This is a genomic window from Botryobacter ruber (assembly GCF_003347595.2).
GTDB classification, from domain to species: Bacteria; Bacteroidota; Bacteroidia; order Cytophagales; family Hymenobacteraceae; genus Pontibacter; species Pontibacter ruber_A.
The window spans coordinates 146,775-166,938 of the sequence record NZ_QCZK02000035.1 but is presented as its reverse complement, the minus strand read 5'-3'; the positions used below and the strand labels follow the sequence as shown (position 1 = coordinate 166,938).

The 20,164-nt window shown below is 51.6% G+C and carries 12 protein-coding genes and 1 pseudogene; 1 reads left to right on the top strand and 12 read right to left on the bottom strand.

Annotated features, from left to right (window positions below; genetic code table 11):
- Positions 1-92 precede the first annotated feature (92 nt).
- Positions 93-1,244 (bottom strand): FecR family protein, encoded by a 1,152-nt coding sequence (locus tag DCW36_RS10330; protein WP_114778555.1) that lies wholly within the window; start codon positions 1,242-1,244, stop codon positions 93-95.
- Positions 1,245-1,721: 477 nt separating this feature from the next.
- On the opposite strand from DCW36_RS10330, the gene DCW36_RS10325 reads away from it, so the two are divergent.
- Positions 1,722-2,309 carry an RNA polymerase sigma factor gene (locus tag DCW36_RS10325; RefSeq protein WP_114778554.1) on the top strand — a complete coding sequence of 196 codons (588 nt, stop codon included), beginning with the start codon at positions 1,722-1,724 and terminating at the stop codon, positions 2,307-2,309.
- A 131-nt stretch (positions 2,310-2,440) separates the two neighbouring features.
- Here the strand turns inward: DCW36_RS10325 and DCW36_RS10320 are convergent, their stop codons facing one another.
- From DCW36_RS10320 to DCW36_RS10275, 11 genes and pseudogenes are all read right to left on the bottom strand, one after another.
- Positions 2,441-3,985, bottom strand: a complete 1,545-nt coding sequence (locus DCW36_RS10320) for a sulfatase family protein (RefSeq protein ID WP_114778553.1) — start codon at positions 3,983-3,985, stop codon at positions 2,441-2,443.
- Positions 3,986-4,022: 37 nt separating this feature from the next.
- Positions 4,023-5,528, bottom strand: a complete 1,506-nt coding sequence (locus DCW36_RS10315) for a sulfatase (protein WP_114778552.1) — start codon at positions 5,526-5,528, stop codon at positions 4,023-4,025.
- 194 nt (positions 5,529-5,722) lie between these two features.
- On the bottom strand, positions 5,723-7,114 hold the full coding sequence (locus DCW36_RS10310; protein ID WP_114778551.1) for a Gfo/Idh/MocA family protein: 1,392 nt from the start codon (positions 7,112-7,114) through the stop codon (positions 5,723-5,725).
- A gap of 321 nt (positions 7,115-7,435) precedes the next feature.
- A complete protein-coding gene (locus DCW36_RS10305; RefSeq protein ID WP_164891097.1) occupies positions 7,436-9,928 on the bottom strand; it encodes a phosphodiester glycosidase family protein in 2,493 nt (830 codons plus the stop codon).
- A gap of 368 nt (positions 9,929-10,296) precedes the next feature.
- A complete protein-coding gene (locus DCW36_RS10300; RefSeq protein WP_114778549.1) occupies positions 10,297-12,270 on the bottom strand; it encodes a beta-L-arabinofuranosidase domain-containing protein in 1,974 nt (657 codons plus the stop codon).
- A gap of 46 nt (positions 12,271-12,316) precedes the next feature.
- The gene (locus tag DCW36_RS10295; protein ID WP_114778548.1) at positions 12,317-13,639 is read right to left on the bottom strand and encodes an alkaline phosphatase family protein; all 1,323 of its coding nucleotides are present in this window, start codon (positions 13,637-13,639) and stop codon (positions 12,317-12,319) included.
- 5 nt (positions 13,640-13,644) lie between these two features.
- Positions 13,645-15,756: an arylsulfatase gene (locus DCW36_RS10290; RefSeq protein ID WP_205702914.1), complete on the bottom strand. Its 2,112-nt coding sequence runs from the start codon at positions 15,754-15,756 to the stop codon at positions 13,645-13,647.
- A gap of 64 nt (positions 15,757-15,820) precedes the next feature.
- Positions 15,821-16,021, bottom strand: a complete 201-nt coding sequence (locus DCW36_RS23025; RefSeq protein WP_394344806.1) for a hypothetical protein — start codon at positions 16,019-16,021, stop codon at positions 15,821-15,823.
- A gap of 72 nt (positions 16,022-16,093) precedes the next feature.
- A pseudogene (locus DCW36_RS10285) lies at positions 16,094-16,954 on the bottom strand (glycoside hydrolase family 27 protein); the annotation flags it as partial.
- 106 nt (positions 16,955-17,060) lie between these two features.
- Complete coding sequence (locus tag DCW36_RS10280) at positions 17,061-18,497, bottom strand: sulfatase-like hydrolase/transferase (protein WP_164891096.1); 1,437 nt, start codon at positions 18,495-18,497, stop codon at positions 17,061-17,063.
- 44 nt (positions 18,498-18,541) lie between these two features.
- Positions 18,542-20,014 carry a sulfatase gene (locus tag DCW36_RS10275; RefSeq protein WP_114778545.1) on the bottom strand — a complete coding sequence of 491 codons (1,473 nt, stop codon included), beginning with the start codon at positions 20,012-20,014 and terminating at the stop codon, positions 18,542-18,544.
- Positions 20,015-20,164: the final 150 nt, after the last annotated feature.

Here is a 20,164-nt window from a genome sequence, read left to right as displayed (position 1 = left end):
AACATCAACAGCTATTCTTCAATGACGAATCTGACATGTACCAGGGGCGCGGCAACGTTCCTGGTACTTTTTAGCGGAAAAAGCTTCTGAACCTATGGCATAACCGTTACCCTCCTTCCTTCAATTTTATAGTGTACAGCCCCTGTTAGTTCTAACATTCTCAGAACTTCGGTTACATTTTCGGAGCGCGAAACCGTACCGGCAAAATCTTTCCCCGCCATATCGCCCTGGTAGGTAACATCTACATCGTACCACCTGGAAACTTTCCGCATTATACTTTTAATGTCTTCGTTATTGAACGTAAACAACCCGTTTTTCCAGGCTATAGCTTCTTCCACATCAGCGGCCCCTACCTGTATGTTTCCTTTTTCCTTGTTTAAAACAGCCCGCTGGCCCGGCTCCAGCAGTACCTTCTCTGCAGTGGTACTCACCTTTACAGCTCCTTCCAGAAGTGTTGTTTTCAGGTCTTTTTCATTTTCGTAGGCCATTATATTGAAATGGGTACCCAGTACTTCCACCTCCATGCCGTTCACCGCTACCTTAAATGGCTTGTCTTTATTTTTTGCAACTTCAAAATAGGCTTCACCGGTCAGCATTACCTTCCTGACAGAGCCCCTGAACGCCGCCGGAAACCGCAGGGAGGAAGCCGCATTCAGCCATACTTTCGTACCATCTGCCAGTACTACCTGGTACTGCCCGCCCCGGGGCGTCGCAATCCTGTTATATTGCTCTTCCTGGTTGCCTGTGCCGGCAGCATCTTTATAAGCAACCTGACCTTCGTGCAGAACAATCCTGACAGGCCCCTGACCGGGTAAGGTACCTTTCCGGGTATTATCCAGCTCCACTTCAGAGCCGTCTGCCAATGTCAGAATTGCTTTATTTGTTCCGGGAGCAATCTCTTCAGCGGCACTTTCCGCTGCATTGGCTATTTGCTCCTGCACATCTGGCGGCTTGTTTAACAACATATAAACGCTCCCGGAAAGCAACAGCAAAGCGAGCGATGCCGCTATAAACCAGCTCCTGAGCTGAACATCCTTGCCACGTTCAGGCTGATTAATTGTATCTTTCAGCCTGCTGTAAATCAAGTGTTTTGTTTCATCCTGGTCTCCCATCGCCTCGGTTTCCCAGGCCTGGTCTTTCAGTTCAAACTCGTCCTGCCAGTTTTTTAACAGTTCTTCTTCCCGGGGCGTACACCTGCCCGAAAGATATTTCTCATAAAGCTTTATATATTCGTCTCTGGTCATTGCTATGGCTGCTGCGCTTTCTACAGCTATAGAGACATATGCGCAGGCGCACACACATGTTTTTTTCAGATTTTTTTATTTTACACCTGAACAGCCTGGAGCAGTGGCTTTGGTGGCTCGTGGTGCAGAAAAACGAAAACCGGAATTATCTGTGAGGCCGGGATAATTCGCGGTTTTTCCAGGGTTCCAGCATGTGGTGGTTGCGGGGTAACAGACACTAAATTATACAGAACTGCAGGGAGTCGCTTTACTGAAGCAGGCTATGATTACGGGGCAAAGCCACAGTGCCCGCCTTTAATATATTCGGGGCAAATTATTCAAAAAAGCTTTTACGCACGAACATTAATTAGTATATTGAGATTCTTAATTACTCCCTGGTATAAACCAGCTGTATTAATTACTCTGAGCGCTTCGCATCATCCGGCAAACACAAAGCGCATGCACGGCAATTAAAATCTCTATATATATCTAGTGCGTATGTCATCTACTAAAACGGATGCTGCTTTATGGGAAGCTATCAGGCAGGATGATGCCCATTCATTTTCAGTTCTGTTTGACCGTTACTGGTCTACGCTGTTTACCACCGCTTTTGCTTACTGTAAAGACAGGGAAGCCTGTTCTGAAATTGTGCACGACATTTTTCTAAACCTCTGGCAAAAGCGGGGTCAGCTGCAGATCAGTTCATTCCCCCATTACCTGAAGGCCGCTACCCGCTACCATACTTACCGGCACATGCAGTCGGCAAAGGTAATTCCGCTGCTTTATTCTGAGGATCTGCATGCTGTCAGGGTGGAGAGCACCCACCACAGCGGAGAGGAAGAAATGCGTTATACGGAGCTGGAAAGCCAACTGGAAAATTCGTTGGAAAACCTGCCCAAACGTTGCCGTGAGATATTTTGTTTAAGCCGGAAAGAGGACTTAACCAACGACGAAATAGCTGACCGGCTGGGTATTTCGAAGCGAACCGTAGAAAACCAGCTAACGCATGCGTTGCAGCATCTCAGGCTGGTTCTGAAAGAACTGGTTACCTGTTTTATTTTGTTTGCACTTAGCCAGAATAGCTAGTGCAAACAAAATAAAAACAAGATTTATGACAGGATTGCAGGATTTTTTCCCGCTAAACAGGATAATTACAGCGCAGTAACACTGAAAAACCCACTGCACCTGCCACCACTCCCTCTGCTCCTCACAGCACCCTAGAGCGCCTTGGCACGACCGCCTTTGTCCACAATTTCCTGCAGGATGCGCTGCATCTCTTTTACCTTCTCCGGATTGGCGGCAGCTACATTTTTCTCCTCCCGCACGTCCTGCTTCAGGTTGAACAACTGCGGCTTTAACATCACGCCACCATCAATGTCCTTGTTCTTCATCCAGTCCGGCACCCTGGAACCCGGGGCAATGTATTTCCAGTCTCCGGCACGCAGGGCCAGCACAAAGGCTTCTTCTATGAGCGTTTCGCGGCCTTTGCCGGAGTGGCCGAGCCAGGTCTGGAGCATGTTTTCGCTGTCGGGAGCATCGCCTTCTTCCAACTCCTGCCCTGCCAGGGCTGCCAGCGAAGCAAACAAATCTATCTGGCTTACCAGTGCGTTGTTTACCCCGGGTTTTATAACGCCTGGCCAGTAAGTAATGGTGGGCACCCTGGTACCTGCCTCATATGCACTGTATTTGCCTCCCCTGAACGAGCCAAAGGGGTCGTGGTCGCCGAGCAGTTCCACGGCCTGGTCGGCATAGCCATCATCCAGCACCGGGCCATTGTCGCTGGTGAAGATGATGAGGGTATTATCAGCAACTCCCGCTTTTTCCAGTGCCTTCATGATTTCGCCTGTCACCCAGTCCATCTGCACAATAGCGTCGCCGCGTGGACCCATGCTGCTCTTGCCCGCGAAGCGCGGGTGGATGATGCGCGGCACGTGGATGTCGTGGAAGGAGAAGTACAGGAAGAAAGGATTGTCTTTGTTTTTGCTGATAAAGGTGCGGGCCTTCTGCGTGAGCACATCCGGAAAGTCTTCGTCTTTCCAGCGGGCTGCTTTACCGCCCGCCATATAGCCAATGCGGCTCACGCCGTTGATGATGGTCTGGCTGTGCTGCGTGTCGGCTTTCATCGATAAGAGATCAGGATGCGAAAGGCCGGTTGGCTCGTTTCCTACCTTCCCGGCATAACTTACCAGTATCGGGTCGTTCGGGTCCAGGCCCACGACGCGGTGATTTTCCGTGTAAACAGTTGGCACACGGTCGCCGGTGGCGGGGATGAGGAAGCTGTAATCGAAACCAATTTCGTTCGGACCGGGCGCAATGGAATCGTTCCAGTTGATAGAGCCATCGCCCAGGCCCAGGTGCCATTTGCCCACCACACCGGTTTTATAGCCTGCTTTCTGCAGCATGCCTGCAATAGTTGGCGTACCCGGACGAATCAGCAGCGGGGCATCGCCGGGCAGAATAGCCGCCTCGTTGCGGAATGCGTGTTTGCCCGTGAGCAGTGAAAAGCGCGAAGGCGTACAGGTGGCGGCGGTGCTGTGGGCATCGGTAAACCGCACGCCCTCCCGGGCCAGGCGGTCTACGTTGGGGGTTTCCACACCTTTTGCGCCATAGCTGCCCAGGTCGCCGTAGCCTAAGTCATCCACATAAATAACCACGATGTTGGGCTTTTTCCCTTTTACATTTTCGACATAGGCATTCTCCTTACCCGGACCGGAACAGGAAACCAGGAGTGCCAGGAGCATCAGGTACAGTAGTCTTTTCATGCTAGTTGTGTATGAAATCAAGTTGTTGCTTTTTGGTTTAATCATCGTCATCGGCAGCTCTTGCTTTATTACCTTTTCTGCCATTTGCCCTCCCGGTTGCCCGTGTCATCTCTCGCTCCTGCTGCGGGGTCTTGATGGTAGCCATGGGAGCTTTGGTGGCTTTCATCCAGGCCTGCAGATCTTGCAGCATTTCGTCGCGTTTGGCTGGGTTGGAAGCCGCTATGTTGTGGTGCTCGCCCGGGTCAGCTTTGAGGTTGTAAAGCTCAACCGCGTTATTTGTAGCGCGTTTGTCCCATCCGCCATCAAGTTGCCATTCCTCGTGGTACAGCATCACCTTGTAATCGCCCTTGCGCATCACGGTAACAGGCTGGGTTCGCCAGTCGTTGTTTCTGCCTCTGATAACGGGTCGGTCCAGGTAGCCCGGGAAATGCCAGAATATTTTATCGCGGGTAGTGGAGGTTTTCTGCCCGGTAAAAAGCGGCAGCAGGTTTTCGCCGTCGAGTTGGGTATTGGCCGGGAGTTTAACGTTAGCGGCAGCTACAAAAGTCGGGTAAAAATCAATGTTGGTGATGGGGGTTTCATTTACAGCACCTGCTTTTATATGGCCCGGCCAGCGGACAATAAAAGGTTCGCGGATGCCGCCTTCGTAAAAGGAGCCTTTGTTCCCCCTGAGGGGTTCCTGGATGGTATTCTGGGCGCCGCCATTATCGGATGTAAAAACTACCAACGTGTTTTTATCCAGTCCTTCCTTTTTGAGGTGCGCCAGCAGCTGCCCTACGCTGGCATCAAAATCGTAGATACAGGCGGCATACATCGGGTCTTTATTATATTTCCCTGGTTTTTTAGACTTAAATTTTTCGAGCGATTCCGGCCTTGCCTGGTGCGGACCATGAACGGCATGGTGCGAAACAAACGCAAAGAAGGGTTTATTTTTGTTTGCCGAAATAAAATCGCAGGCCGCCTGTGTGATTCCGAAAATGCCTTTGGGGTCGTCTGTTGCCTTAACTTTCCGGTTTTTCCAGTCGGCATCAGATTCCTTGAATATATCAAAACCGTGGTTATCAGGCATCGTTTTGGTTCTTTCGTCACCGATATGCCATTTGCCGAACTGACCTGTGGTATAGCCTCCGCTTTTCAGGGCTTTGGCCATCGTAAAGAAAGCAGGCTTGAGATAAGTTGTATTTGGAACCGGAGCCAGCCGCATTGCCTCTGTAGGGCCTTTTGCCGTGATGGCAACAGCAAATACACCATGTCTTGGGTTATACAACCCCGAGATCATACAGGCACGGCTGGGGGCACAGTTGGCACCACTGGCGTAAGCGTTTGTAAACCGCATTCCCTCCTTTGCCAGCTTATCGATATGAGGGGTTTCGTAATAATCAGCACCGTTAAAGCCTACATCCATAAAGCCCAGGTCATCGGCGAAGATCAGTACGATATTGGGTTTGTCTGATGATGCAGCTTTCTGGGCAAAAGCCGACTGGCGCAGCAGCAGGTTTATTCCCAGGAAAAGAAGGAGTGGTACTATCCGGTTTTTTGTCATATAATTTACATTTTACAGATGTTACGCTAGACGTTTTTTTGTCCCCCTTTGAAGGGGGTTGGGGTTGATTTACACCTGCGAACAAAATACTGCTGTACTGGTTGTAGTTCACATTTTTTCCTTCAGCCCGTGCATCATCCCCCTTACCCCCTTCAAAGGGGGACTTTTTCTTAACTTGTTATTTTTGCGTAACATTACATTTTCACGGCCATCACTTTGTTATTCTTGCGGCTCTCTTCGGCCATAAAACCCATGAGGTGCGACTCGATGGAGGCATCGATGGTAGAAGTGAGCAACCTGGGATTCTGCTGCGCCACGGCCTGCACAAAATCGCGCACCAGCAGGAAATCGCCGCCGCCGTGGCCGCTGTCTTTGTACTCTTCCACGTCCTCGGCTTTGGGCACCAACGTCACCGATTTGCGGGTGCGGAAGTCGGTGACCACCAGTTCCTGCATGTCGCCCACCATGTCGCCCATCGAGCCCATAACGCGGGTGCGGCGGCCGGCATAGGAGGTAAAGGCCTCCATGGAGAAACTGGCCGTGATGTTATCTGCGAAGCGAATGCTGGCGATGTAATGGTCGGGCTGGTCGTTCTCCATGCGGTAAACACACCGGCCGTAGTTGGTGGTATTCAGTTTCTCCATTATCTCCGCATCGTGTTTCGACTTATCAGGAGACAAGTCCAGTACCTTTACCCGGAAACTGCGCCGTTCGTAATATTCCTTAATGGCGGAATACGGGCACTCCCGCTCCACTTTACAGCCGTCGGTACAGCGGGCAGTGCTTCCTTCCGGGGCATTTTCTTTGCGGAACCACTTCAGGTCGCCCATGGCTACAATCTGCCTGCTGGGCTTATCGACCAGCCATTTGATAATATCGAGGTCGTGGCAGGATTTCCCCAGGATGATAGGAGTACTTTCCTTGGAATTATGCCAGTTGCCGCGCACGTAGGAATGGGCCATATGCGTGTGGTTGATGGGCTCCAGGTGCTGTACGCTCACAATCTCGCCGATGGTTCCCTGCGAGAGCAGTTCCTTCATCTTCACAAAATAAGGCGCATAGCGCAGCACGTGGCAAACGGCTACAATACGCCCGGTCTTTTTAGCCAGCGCCAGTATCTCGCGGCACTCTTTCTCGGTGGGTGCAATCGGTTTTTCCAGCAGCACATCGTAGCCCATCGCCAGGGCTTTCATGCAGGGACCGTAGTGCAGGTTGTCGGGCGTGGAAATAATAACAGCATCTGCAAATTTGGGTTGTTTGAAAACATCTTCCCAGGTATCGAAACGGTTCCCCGCTGTAATCTTATGGTCTTTGGCGTACTTGTCGTTACGGAAGCTGTTGGGGTCCGCCACCCCTACAATCTTTAGCTGCTGCGGAAACCTGGTGGCATAGCGGCCATACACCGTGCCCCGTCCGCCGGCACCCAACGTGATCGCGGTTACAGGTTTGGCCATGGTGGTATGCAACGGGTTTGGAGGCAAGCTGTAGGCATATTCATTTTTGCCCAGTTGGGCTAGCGTTTCGCCGCTTATAATGGTGGCACCTACCGTGATGCCCAGGGTTTTTAAGAGGTTTCTGCGGTTCATTGTTGGTTGTTCCTAAACTTCTGTTCTCGATGTGGATGGCTGTAGCTACCAGACAAGCTGTTACAGCAGCTCTATCAAAAATAGCGGAATCGGTACCGGCGGCTTATCACGATTGTGGCTATTCCTAAGACAATTGTAGCGTCCTGTAAAATTGCAGTGCAGGTGAAGGGTATGCAGCCGGTTTACAGGAGGAGCAGAGGCTGTGGTGACAGGTGCAGAAAAGAAATAAGCAGTTATGGTAGGGACAGTCCCTGCAAACAAAACAGCAGTACCTCCGGAAGAACGTCCTCCGGAGGTGCTGCTGTAAAAATCAATCCCAGCTTATTCTTTAATAAAGCGGGAGGTGTAGGTTTGTTTCTCGCCTGTTACCTTCACCACATAAATACCTGCTTTCAGCGACTTGATGCGCTTGTTCAGTTTCTCGTTGATAGTTGCCAGCGAGCCTTTTTGCGTGAACATGGTGTTGCCGTTACTGTCGAGCAAGCGGAGCGTCAGGTGCTGGTTCTCTGCTTCTTCTGCAACCGTTAGTGTTACCTGGTTTTTAACCGGGTTCGGGTACACGAATACGCCGCCGTTTTCTTTTACCAGCGTTACCATTACCGGTTTCCCGTAAACGTTGCTGCCATCATGGGCTGTTTTTCGGAGGCGGTAGAAGGACCTGCCGTAGTGCGGGTTGTTGTCGAAGCTTTCGTACAGCACGGGCGCATCAGCTTCCGGGTCGTGTGCTATCACAATGCCTGTTTCTTCAAACGTCTTCCCGTCTTTGGATCTTTCTACGGTATAAGAGGCATAGTCGCCTTCGGAGTCGGTGGTCCAGCTCAGCCTTACTGAATTTTCGGCAGGCGTAGCGCTGAAGTGCCTGGCATGTGCCTTCAGAATCTCCGATTTCATCATGACCATAAGCGCGTTGGCGTTAGGCCGCTCGGAGTTATCGGATGGGCGGTTGCGTGTTTCGTAGGTGCCGTCTTTGGCGCGCATCAGGAAGGTAGTGGAGCCGCCGCCGTCGAGGTTCGCAGCATCGGTGGCGCCAATAGCCTGGTAGATTTTAGACATATCCCGCAGCGATAAACCGGCAGAGTGACCTACCCGGCGTCCGTCTACCCACATGAACACCACATGCTTCGGACTCAGTACACCTACGGTAGTGCGGGGCTCAATGCTCTGGTCGATCAGGTGTTCGGTCATTATTTCGCCGTAGTGCACCAGGTAAAAGCGACCGCCAATAGCTTCTTTGAGTACGGAAGCCGTGGCATCGTAAATACGCTTGTCGCCTACCTCGGCTGTGCCGTCGTTTTTGATACCAAAGTAGAATTTACCTTTTGGAGACTCTTTGATGATTTCGCCGTTTTTATGCACCACGCCATCCGGCTCGCCTGTCCAGGAATAGTAGTCGCCGTTGCTGGCAGCCACTACCTGCCGTTTGCCGTTTGCAGCATTCTTATAAGGAATCATGTCGCGGATGGTCTGGCGGGCCCAGGTGCTTTTGTTGTAAGGAGTACCGGCCTCAATAGTTACATTCGGGTTGTTCAGGTTTACTTTCAGGAAGAAAAGTGCAATGGGCACGCCCCTGTTGCTGATGTAGGACAGGTTGGTTTCTTCCACACCCGGATAGCGCTGGTAGGTTACGTTTGATTTTATTTCGCGGATCAGGTTTGTTTTCTGCTGGATAAGCGAAGCGAATTCCCTGGAAGAAACATCCACGTAGGGTTTCTCCTTTATCGTACCCGGGGTAAAGGCTACGCCTCTGAATTGCGTTTTGGCCGGTGCCTGTGCCAGTACAGCTGGCGCATGGGTAGCAGCATCGAAGGTAGTGGAAATGGCGCCTTCGTCTGCAAATTTCAATAAGGCATTTCTGGTAACGGCATACAGCACGACATTACCGGCAACAATATCTCCGGTTAAGCCCAAAATATCATCAGTGGTACCGGCAACTGTTACAGCGCCTTTAGCCACCCACTGGCCTCCTTCGAACACCCACTTATAAAGGCTGCCCTCTTCGCTGTCGGTTACGTAGAGCAGGTCCGGTTCCGGTGTGCTGGTGTCATGGTCGAGCATGAGCATCTGGTCGGGCGATGCAGAAGTCGGATTGCCTGGCAACGGTGTACCTGCTGTTACGTTACCGGGTCTGTAGGTATAGCCTTCGCCTACTTTGCCTATTTTAGGACCGTTGCTGCCATCGCTGGTAGTGTAGTAAAGTTGTTCGTTGTAGATGTAAACGGAGTTATAGCCGGCGGCATCGTTCAGAATAATGGAGTCGTTTTTGGCGGCGGTTCCTACTGCTTTGTGCCTGATACCGGTGGCTGCACTGGAACCGACGTACCAGACACTGGCGCCGTTATGGGTAATGGCACCACGCGGATTAGCCAGGTTGGCTCTTACTCCCGTGCGGGTGTCGATGTATCCGTCGGGCGTAATAACGCCAATGGTACGCTGTGTGGTGTTGGAGTAGGTTGTCCAGTCGGGTTCTGTAATAGGTTTTGTATTGTACCCAATCATGGTCAGGAAATAGCCGTTGGGCGAGAGCGTAATTAATCCTTCCTTATGCCGGATACTACCCGATAAGATGCGGTTACCGCTGTCATCGTCGTCATCTTCGGAAGAAGAAGTGGTAGGCATCGCCAGCGACTGCACTTTGTTACCGGTCAAATCGAATTCATCAATAAACACCGGTACTGCCCGGTTGGTATTAAGCGGTGGCAAATTAGTAACGCCATCGCCGTAGCGGGAGATAACCAGGTTGCCGGGCACAAAGGCCTGTCCGAAGGCAAGGCTGCTACAGACAAAAGCTGCAAAAAACAGTAAGCGTTTTTTCATGCTGAAGAGCGTGTTTTTTAGTGAAACATAAATTGGAGCCATCATCCTGCCAAGCGGCCTGATGTTGACAGACAATATTAAGCTCCTCTTATATAAGCCACTATCACAATTGTAGAAACAACTAACACATATTAGTTAAATGAGTAAACTGACGAAACTTTATCTCCATAATAAGCGTGCCTGCTGCTGCTTATGAGGTGCAGAGGGTGTGGTGGCTGGAGCAGAACTGTTTTTACCTTGGCCTGCTGCCATCGCCTGGTCTTTATGCAGTGTTATGAATAATAAAAAAGCGCTTCAGGCCTGCTTTGGTAAACAAGCCTGAAGCGCAGCAAAGCATACTCCGGAGAGCGTGTTACAAGCTCAGTTTCTTAGCTTCCTTTTACCGGGAAAGTGAGTTTTCGGAGCGTTGTAGAGCCAAGCGGGTACAACTTCTCGGTTTTCTCTTTGCCATCTACCTCAAACGTGGCAGTCAGGAAACTGTAGGGCACATCCCATGGATAAGCCTTGTTGGCTGCCCGGTTACGGGACACCGACATGCCTGAATTTTTAGCTCCGGGTTTCAGCACCAGCTTGTACTTCTCAAAAATCTGGCTGGCCTGCTCCGGGTTCTGCGGAAACATGTTAAAGGCATAAAACCCTGGCTTAAACGTCTTCACGGTATCGCGGCGCTCCTGTATGGGCAGGCTGTAGAGCAGCGGGCCGTTCTGTACGTACGATTCACCGTTTACGGCCTTCAGCGCTTCTACTTTGCTGTCGAAGGTTACCGTTATTTTGTCGCCTGTTTTCCATTTACCCGTAACTACGTAATAGCCGTCTTCAAACTTTGTTGTAGCCTTACGGGCATTCACATTAGTCTTTGTTGCCCATTTTGGTTTGCGGAACAGCACCGAAAATTCGGCTGGTTTGTCTGTGGTAATTTTAAAGGTTACCTGGTTTTCGAAAGGATATTCCGTTACTTCGTTGATAGTTACGTTGGCACCGTTGATAGCAGTAGACACGGAAGATGGTCCGAAGGCGGTAGCTACCAGTCCTTTTTCGTCCTGGGTTTTCATCCAGAGGTTGCTCACGAAGTAGGGGTACAGTTTGCCCGCGCTCAGGTTGCAGCAGGCCGGGTTGTGGTTGGCCGAATACTGGAACCGGAAGTTATCGTTTTTAGGATAGGCTTCTTTGCGGTTGTCCATAGAACAATACGACAGCGCCGACATATCTGCCAGGCGGGCACCCTGACTTGCATTGAAAACCACATTCTCGATCTCATCGGCCAGGGCAGCGTTGCCCGATTTCTGCAGGCCTGAGAACGAACTGATTACCCGCTCGGTCATGGTGCAGAACTCGTAGTGCAGGTCCGGGTTACCGGCACGTTCTTCTACCAGCTCATCGCTCACCAAAGCGCCACTGGGCACTGTAGAGGCGTTCATCTTGTAAAAGATGTTGTTAAAGGCAGTCTGGAATTTCGGGTCTTTGGTAAGGGTTGCCAGCCAGAGCACCGTGCGGTTTCCTTCAACAATATGCACGCCATGCTCTATAAACAACTGGTCCCGGTTCAGGAGCTTGGCCATCTGGTTGTCTTTGTTGTTGGTGATTTTGCTGGTGGAGTAGTCGTTGTAGAGCCAGAGGCCAAAGTCGGCATAAGTCTGGTTGCCTGTATAGCGGTGCAGCATCTCCAGGGTCTCTAAAAACATGAGGCCGTGCGAGGTGCCGCCACCATTGCTTTTAGGCGCTTTAAAATACGATGCTTTGCCGGGGCCATAATGCGCCATGGTTAGTTGCACAGCCCTTTCCACAGCCTGCAGCACTTCCCGCTTTCCGGTAAATTCGTAGTAAGCCAGCAGCGCCCCCAGCATTCTGCTCTGTGCCCACAGCTCCCCGTTTTCGCCTTTGAGCTTGTTCAGTCGGATGTCTTTCTGATAGATACCGATATAGCCATCCGCCTCCTGGTGTTTCAGTACGTGGTTTACAATAGAGTCGGCTTTGTGTATCAGTTCCTGGTCACCGGTCAGGAACCCGTTCCGGATAATCAGGTCGGCCCAGTAGCCTTCATGCTCGCCCCACCACCAGGTTTCTTTCCGGATGGTGTAGTCGCCGTTCTTGTCGATGCGCATGTTCGATACTTTAGCAGGCCCAAACACATTGTGCTTCAGCGTTGGCTGCGTTTCTTCCAGGATAGAGAGGTAACCCTGCTTCATGTCGCGGAGCATCAGGTTCTTAATCCAGCCTTCGGGCTTTACTTCGCTCAGGGGGAGCAGCTTTAAACTTTTTGGACCGGCAGGCTTCATTTCGGCCGTAAACGAAGCAAAAATGGCGGATGTAACCAGCACGCCTGCTAATAGTACTTTTTTCATTAAAGGTAGTATGGTTAAAATAGGAGAAATTCAAATGCTTTTCGGTTTACTTCCGGAGTATTGCGCTGTGCAGGGTGCCGTCCGGTGCCTTAAAATCAAGGCCCAACAACCGGGCAACCACAGGCGCAACATCCTGTACCCCCATCTGTTTGATAACAACGCCTTTGTTTATACCGGCACCTGTTGCGATAAACCCGGTCCTGATTTCCTGAAAATCCGGGAAGTACCCGTGGGTACCGCCTTTCTTGGCGGGCTTTACGGCTTCCCCTTCCTGTGCCCCGCCATAGGCTACCCCTTTTGCAAAGGCCAGCGCCAGCACTGGCTCCGGATTGGCACCAACGGCATCCATTTCTTTCCGGTCTACCACCCGGAACAGCTTCTTCTGATGGGCGGGTAAATTTGCCAGCAGCTGCTGTACTTTCCGCAGTGTTTCAGTATCGTTTTTGTCTTTCAGGTACAGGAAAGCAGCACCGCCCGCCGGATGAAATTTTGCTTTCCAGCCGTTGTTACCGAGTAAGCCGTTTTGTGCCAGCCAGACGTTCGGCGAAAGGCTCGTGGTTCTGGTAACCATGCCGTGGTCGCCGGTAATAATGATGGCCGTCTGGTTTTTAATACCGGCTTTCTCAACCGTTTTCAGCACTGCCCCCACCAGGCTGTCGACCAGCACCAGCGACTCCCGGATATGGTTTCCATCTCTGCCATAACTGTGCCCGGCATGGTCCATCGACAGGAAGTGAATAGCCATCAGGTTGGGTTTCTGGGTGGCAATAATATGGTTCGCCATCCGGCCAACGGTCCTGTCTAAATTGTCGTGGTTGAAATCGGATCTTTTGAACTTCGTGTTGGTGGCCTTTTCGATATCATCCAGTAAGGTGGCCGGCGAAACAAGCGGACGTGTAATACTCAGCTGGTCTGTCTGCTCATCTTCATCTGCCCGGCGCACCGGGAAATTAAAATCGATCGGGGCACCTACGGTTACGGGCCACATAATAGAGCCCGATTTCATCCCGGCTTTTTTAACGGCATCCCAGAGCGTAGGTGTTTTGATATAGTTGCTCTCCCAGTACCACTGCCCTTTAGCTGCTCCATAAGGCGAATTGTAGTAAACGCCATGGCGTGCAGGCAGCGCACCTGTTACCAGGGTGGTATGCGAAGGGTAAGTGACCGACGGAAACACACTGTTCACGCCTTCGGCATAAACACCCTCGGCTAATAACTTTTGCAGGTTTGGCGCAGGCCACGAACTATCCCTGTAAAAATCAGGACGAAACCCATCGATGCTGATCAGGATTACATGTTTTGCCGACTGGCTGAAAGCAGACGCTCCAAAAACCAGGTACAGGACAACAGCTAAGTAAATTCGTTTCATATAAATCAGTTATTTTTTACGGGAACAAGTTCTACATCATCAATCCATACCTCGTCGCCAGGGTTTAGCTTACCAAAATAGAGCGCTAACTGGTAAGGACCGTTTCCCGGTATCCTGAAAGGTTTGGAAGAGGCAAGCGCTCCTTTTGCAGAAGTGTGTATTTCTTCGTCCACCACTTTATCAGCCTTTCCGTCCGGTTTTTCGAGCCGCAGGAAGAAGGAGGTGTTTTTGTTCGCTTTTGAGTTCAGCCTGACGACATACTCCTGCCCTGCATCCGCTTTAAAATTCCAGATCATGGCCAGGGCATTGGGTTTGTCTCCGGGTTTAAGCATGGTAACTTTTACGGCATTCTTTCCGCTCATTTTACCACTTGGGTCCAGTTCTACGCTGCCTTTTACGCCCTGGGCCTGCTTTACATTCCAGCCCCCCAGTTTGTCGTCGAAGCTGCCGTTGATGCTCCTTTTATAAACTTCCATGCGCACGTTGTACTTGCGGGTATCCATCGGGAAAGCACCTATGCTTTCGGCCCACTTATGCCATGCTTCGTACATGGAGTTTACCCGGTCCGGGTATTTAGCTGCCAGGTTGTTCATTTCAGAAGGGTCGGCATCCATGTCAAACAGCTCCAGGCTGTTTTTGGAGAGTTCCGCATCTTCTGCCGTCTTGGCTACCAGTTTCCATTTGCCGTCGCGCATGGCAATGTTGGCTTCGTGCTCCCAGTAAATTACGCCCCGGTGGTTTGTCTGCCCTTTAAAGTGCGGCGCCAGGCTTTTGCCTACCATTTGCGGAATCGCTTTCCCTTTGTAGACCTGTGGATAGCTGGCTTTGCCAAGCTCTACACAGGTAGCCATGATGTCGGCCACATGCCCGTATTCGTTCACGAACTTGTTGTGGAGCTTTTTATCGATACCAGCCGGCCAGTGTGCAATGAGCGGTGAGGCAATGCCGCCTTCGTAGGTGTAGTGTTTGTATTCTTTAAAAGGGGTGCTGCCCAGGTTGGCCCACTGGATGCGGTAACTCTCAAAAGTGTCTTCCTGGCCGTTTACTTCTTTGCTTTTCCCGCTGCTGATAAACTCGGCGCAAGCGCCGTTATCGCTCATAAACAGGATAAGCGTGTTGTCCAGTTGGTTCTTCTCTTTCAGCTTCTGCACAATGCGGCCGATGCCCTGGTCCATGTTATCGATCTGGGCGGCATAAATAGCCATACGCATGGCCATCTCGTCCTGCTTTGCCTTCGGCAGCGACTCCCAGGCTTCCACTTCGGCATCGCGCGGCGAGAGCGGTACATTTTTAGCCAGCAGGCCCAGCTGCTTCTGTTTCTCGTACCGCTGCCGGCGCAGCTTGTCCCATCCGGCTTTGTAGAGTTCCTTGTATTTGTCTATGTCCTTCTGCAGGGCGTGCAGCGGCCAGTGTGGCGCGGTATAGGCTACGTACATAAACAGGGGATCATTTTTGCGGGTAGCAAAATGCTTGTCGATGTACTGCACGCTGGTGTCGCTGATGGCATCGGTCAGGTAAAAGTTATCGGGCGCTTTGTACCGTTCGTTGTTGCTGTAGATAAAGGGCGTAAAGTAGTTGGCTCCCCCGGGGATGATACCAAAGTACTGGTCGAAGCCCCGTTGCTTAGGCCAGTTGTCGGTTACCATGCCGTTGATTTTTCTTTCGTTGGTCAGGTGCCATTTGCCGGTCATGTAGGTACCGTAGCCTGCCTCTTTCATTACCTCAGCGATGGTCACACACTGGTCGTTCAGGTTGCCTGCATACGCCGGCGTTCCCAGATCGGCAGCTGCCATCCAGCCCATCCCTGCCTGGTGGGGATACAAACCGGTCATGAGCGAGGCGCGGGTCGGGCAGCAGCGGGCGGCGTTGTAGAACTGCTTGTAGCGCACGCCCCCTTCCGCCAGCTTATCCAGCGTCGGGGTTTTTACTTCGCCACCGTAGCTTCCGATATCCGAAAAGCCCAGGTCGTCGGCCAGGATAACAATTATATTCGGCCGCTGTTGCGCTTTCCCGGTAAATGCCAGGCCACACAGTAAAAACAGCAGTGCCGTGGTCTTCACAAAGCTCTTCATATCCATAAAATTCACTTCAAAAAAATTTACTGCAGCTGTCACCATTTCCGCTGCTCCTTAGTTAGTCAATATTTTGTTCTGCACCTGCCACCATAGCCACTGCTCCGGCTTAAAGCACCACAAACACAGAAGAACGGGCCGGAACAGATTTGGAAAATTTATCTTTGTGCGCCCCTAAGCTTTTGGCACCGTACACCTCTTTTACAGTTTTGCTTCCTTTCAGGCCCAGGTCGCTCCAGTTGAGCGTAATTTCTTTGCTGGCGGTGGCGTCGCGGTTGAGGAGCAGTACAGCGTACCGTCCGTCCTTCAGCTTTTTGGCCCAGACCTCTGCTTTGCCTTCTGCTTTAATGCGATGGCCCTGCTCGGTCGGGTCCTGGTTGATAGCGATAGCTTGTTTGTTGGTAATAAGCTGCTTTTCTTCCTCCGTCATCACGCGGGGGTCGTTGCCTAAAAACAGTGGGGAGCTCATGATGCACCAGAGGGCAAAGTGCGCTTTCTGTTCTTCCAGGGTCAGCCCCTGGCTGCCTGTTACCAGCATATCAGGATCGTTCCAGTAACCGGCGCCTGCTCTTTTATAGTGCCTGTTGTTTTTCTCCACAATAGCCATTACACTGCCGGGCTTTTCCGAATCAAAAATAGCCCCGCCGGATTGTTTGGATTTGATATCGCCGGTGGTGCGGCCCATGTTCGTAAGTACCGGGTACCAGTCGAAGAACTGGTAGGCGCTGGCGCTGAGTACCATGTCGCGCCCGCTGTCTTTCATCAGCCTGCTCCAGGTGGCATAGGCCGTCTCGAGGTTAGTTGGTTTTTGCCAACCTGCTTTCCAGCGGGGGTCGTTGCGGGGGTAATCGGGTTGCTCGTCCATCGAGAAACGGCACTTATCCAGTTTTATAAAATCCACGCCCCAGTCGGCCATCTGTTTCACGTGAATTTCTTCGTGGCCCCAGCCTCCTACTTTGTCCATGCCGCAATCATGCGAACCGGGGGTCGTGTGCAGGCCAAACTTCAATCCTTTGGAATGGGCATAATCGGCCAGAGCTTTCATGCCGCCCGGAAACCTTTCGGGGTGCACCAGCAACTCCCCGTTCGGGCCGAGTTTGGTATCGCGCCAGCCGCCGTCTACCACCACGTAGTTATAACCGGCCTCTTTTAGTCCGCTGGCTGCCATAGCGTCTATCACCTCCCGGATTAATTTTTCGTTGATGGCTTCTTTCCCGAACCAGTTCCAGCTGTTCCAGCCCATGGGCGGCGTATTGCCCAGCTCTTTCCGTACCTGCGCCTGCGAACCTGTAAAAACGAAGGCCAGTAGCAGGGTGAATAAGATTCTCATGTTGCAGTGTTACCCTTTGTTATTGCTGTGTTACCGTCCACTCCTTTGGCGCCCTGAAACCTTTCCGGCCTTCTGCGTAAGGTGGCACTGTTACCTTCGACTGAATGGCATCGTATCTGGCAAGCGCTGCTTTCAGGGCAGCATATTCTTTCGGAAACTTTTTGGCCACATTCTCTTTTTCGGACGGGTCTTTCGCTATCTGGAAAAGCTGGTCTTCCTTTAACTCCATTTTCGGGTTCTTATCCGAAGCCGTAATCAGTTTCCAGTTGTTGTTCACGATAGCGCCGGAGCCGAGGTAAAAATTGCGGTCAATCTCCTGCTTTTTACCAGTCAGCACCTGAACCATGCTCATGCCATCAAAAGGATTTTTGGGTTGATCGTTTACACCCGCAATTTCCAGCAAGGTCGGCATCACATCAACATAGCCCATCACCTGGTTTATTTTACCGGAAGCTTTCATGCCATTGGGCCACCTGATTACAGCCGGTACACGCACGCCGCCTTCCCACTCCGTAAATTTTGCACCTCTCAGTTCTCCACTGGAAGAGCCGCCTATATGGGGCGCCGGGCCGTTGTCGCTAAAGAAAAGTACAATTGTATTGTCATCTATTTTCAGGTCTTTGAGCGTTTTCATGATTCTGCCGATGTTACTGTCCATGTTGGAAACCATGGCCGAATAGGTTTGCTCCTGGGTATTGCCTCTGCCGGACTTGCTCTCGGCTTCGTCGTTCTGATTGCCACCGAAAGCTGGTTTGCTGCTGTCGTAGCCGTACTGCTCCATGTCTTCTTTTTTAGCCTGCAATGGTCCGTGCGGGGCATTGTAGGCCAGGTAGATAAAGAACGGCGACTGCCCGTTGTAGCTTTTGATGTTGCGTATAGCTTCGTCGGTAAGTAAATCGGTGGAGTACCCTTTGTCGCGGCTCATACTAAAATCGTTGTGCCAGTCGAGGCCGCCTTCTCTTTTATGGGTAAAATAGTCGATCGCCCCGTTCAGGTGCCCATAAAAGTGCGTGAAGCCGCGGCTCATGGGGTGATATTTGATGTCGGAGTGGCCCAGGTGCCACTTGCCCAGCATCGCCCTGTTTTTGTAGCCCGCCTTTGCCAGCATCTCCGGCAGAAACACCTCGTCGCTATCAACCCCAAATTTAGACCAGGGTGGAATAACAGTGGTGCGCAACCCAAAACGGTCCGGGTAACGCCCTGTCAGCAAGCCGGCCCGGGTAGGCGAGCATACCGCCGCCACATAAAAGCGGTTCAGCTCCGTTCCCTCTTTCGCCAGCTGGTCGATGCTGGGCGTTTTGATGCTGCTGCCATGATAGCCCACGTCTCCCCAGCCCATATCATCGGCCAGGATAACAATAATATTCGGTTTCTTGCCCGACACCTGGGCGCTACTTCCAAACGCCTGCAAAAGCAGCAGGACCAACAATACGAAAAACCTGTTTATCAACTTCATATACATTTTTATCTTACAATCATTCTCTGGCTAGAAGAGCGGTATTAACTTTTTTTCCTATTTGACGCATTTTTCTTTTTGGGTGCGCCGGGTGCAGCCTGTTTTTCTGCCACGTCCTCATTTTTGTAGGGCACCGACTTCTGGAACCGGCCCGGTATAGCCTTAGCCAGTTCTGCAATAACCGGTTTCATAGCTGCTTTCGCGGCCACGTTGTGATGTTCGTAGGGGTCGGTCTGGTGATCGTACAGCTCTTCCGAACCATCCGGGTAGCGGATGTACCGGTATCGCTCGCTCCGCACCGAGGAGTAGTTCTCGCCGAATGTTGTTAAACCCGGGCGGTTCCACTGGTATTCCGGATTGTGCAGCACAGGTACCAGGCTCTGCCCATCCAGTTTCTGTTTAGGCGGTGTCAGGCCGCAGTACTCTACCAGCGTTGGGTAAATATCGATCATGTTGGCTGTCTGCGGGCAGGTATACGCTTTTCCGCCGGGCAGCCTGATCAGGAATGGCACGACATCGGCCTGTTCCCATAAGGTTTGTTTGGTCCAGTGGTCTTTGGTGCCGGTATGAAAGCCGTTGTCCGATGCAAACACTACAATGGTATTTGCTGCATAGGGGCTTTTATCCAGCGCTTCCAGCACGCGCCCCAGGTTCCAGTCGGCAAAAGAGGTGTTGGCGCAGTATGCTTTGAGGTAATCCTGCCAGGCTTCTTCCAGCGAAGTACCTTTCCTGGTTAACTGCTGCATCCCCTGCGACAAGTCCTTTCCCATTGGCGGCACATCCGCCAGGTCATTCTTCACATAACCGGGCGGCTTCGGGAATTTAACGCCATCGTACAGGTCAAAAAAACGTTTGGGTGCGGTATAAGGCGAATGTGGCCGGTAAAGCCCGTAATACATAAAAAAAGGCTTCTTATGCTGCTGCCCCAGAAAAGCAGTGGCTGCATCGGCATTTACTACATCCGTAAAGTCCGTATCGGGTCCTTCCCAGGGTTTTATATCCATCCAATGCCCCCTGCCGGTTTCAAAGGGCCCGTAGTTGCCGTGGAAAACCTGATTATCGAACATGTCTTTTTCACGTGTACCGGGCAGTTTTACATGGAAGGTTTTGCCGCCGCCCCAGGTGGTGTACCCATTCCGCTTAAACAGTTCCGGCATAGCTTCCACTTCGGTCAGCAGGCCGGAAGCGTTCCACACATCCGGCCCGTTGCGGTACACGCCCGTATGGTGCGGATATTTCCCGCTAAAAAAGGAAGCGCGTGACGGAACGCAGACCGGGGCTGCACAAACGGCGTTCTTAAAAACGTAGGACTGCGAAACCAGCTTTTCAATGGCAGGCACTTTGAGCACCGGGTAATCTTTTAAAAGGCTCCACATATTCATGTCGTCTACCACGATGAAGAGCACGTTTGGTTTCTGTGGCGGCGCCTGTGTATCCGGCGCCCCCCTGAACGCAGCCTGTGCCAGGCCAGTAAGCAGCAGGAGAAAAGGCAGGATGTGTGCGATTCGCTTTATCATAAACTATTGGTTTCCTTTTTTTGTCCGGATGGGTTTGCGCCGGCTTTTGTAGCTGCCACGAAGCGCTCTGCCCGTGGCAACGCCTAACAGGCATTAGCAATTGCACAAATATACTTCTTCCGGGAAAGCTGACTTATAATTATTGTGGCT

Excerpts from the sequence above, each read along its gene's own strand:
- DCW36_RS10280 (WP_164891096.1), bottom strand. The coding sequence starts at position 18,497 with ATGAAGTTGATAAACAGGTTTTTCGTATTGTTGGTCCTGCTGCTTTTG.
- DCW36_RS10295 (WP_114778548.1), bottom strand. The coding sequence starts at position 13,639 with ATGAAACGAATTTACTTAGCTGTTGTCCTGTACCTGGTTTTTGGAGCG.
- DCW36_RS10320 (WP_114778553.1), bottom strand. The coding sequence starts at position 3,985 with ATGAAAAGACTACTGTACCTGATGCTCCTGGCACTCCTGGTTTCCTGT.
- DCW36_RS10305 (WP_164891097.1), bottom strand. The coding sequence starts at position 9,928 with ATGAAAAAACGCTTACTGTTTTTTGCAGCTTTTGTCTGTAGCAGCCTT.
- DCW36_RS10275 (WP_114778545.1), bottom strand. The coding sequence starts at position 20,014 with ATGATAAAGCGAATCGCACACATCCTGCCTTTTCTCCTGCTGCTTACT.
- DCW36_RS10315 (WP_114778552.1), bottom strand. The coding sequence starts at position 5,528 with ATGACAAAAAACCGGATAGTACCACTCCTTCTTTTCCTGGGAATAAAC.
- DCW36_RS10310 (WP_114778551.1), bottom strand. The coding sequence starts at position 7,114 with ATGAACCGCAGAAACCTCTTAAAAACCCTGGGCATCACGGTAGGTGCC.
- DCW36_RS10330 (WP_114778555.1), bottom strand. The coding sequence starts at position 1,244 with ATGACCAGAGACGAATATATAAAGCTTTATGAGAAATATCTTTCGGGC.
- DCW36_RS10325 (WP_114778554.1), top strand. The coding sequence starts at position 1,722 with ATGTCATCTACTAAAACGGATGCTGCTTTATGGGAAGCTATCAGGCAG.
- DCW36_RS10300 (WP_114778549.1), bottom strand. The coding sequence starts at position 12,270 with ATGAAAAAAGTACTATTAGCAGGCGTGCTGGTTACATCCGCCATTTTT.
- DCW36_RS10290 (WP_205702914.1), bottom strand. The coding sequence starts at position 15,756 with ATGGTGACAGCTGCAGTAAATTTTTTTGAAGTGAATTTTATGGATATG.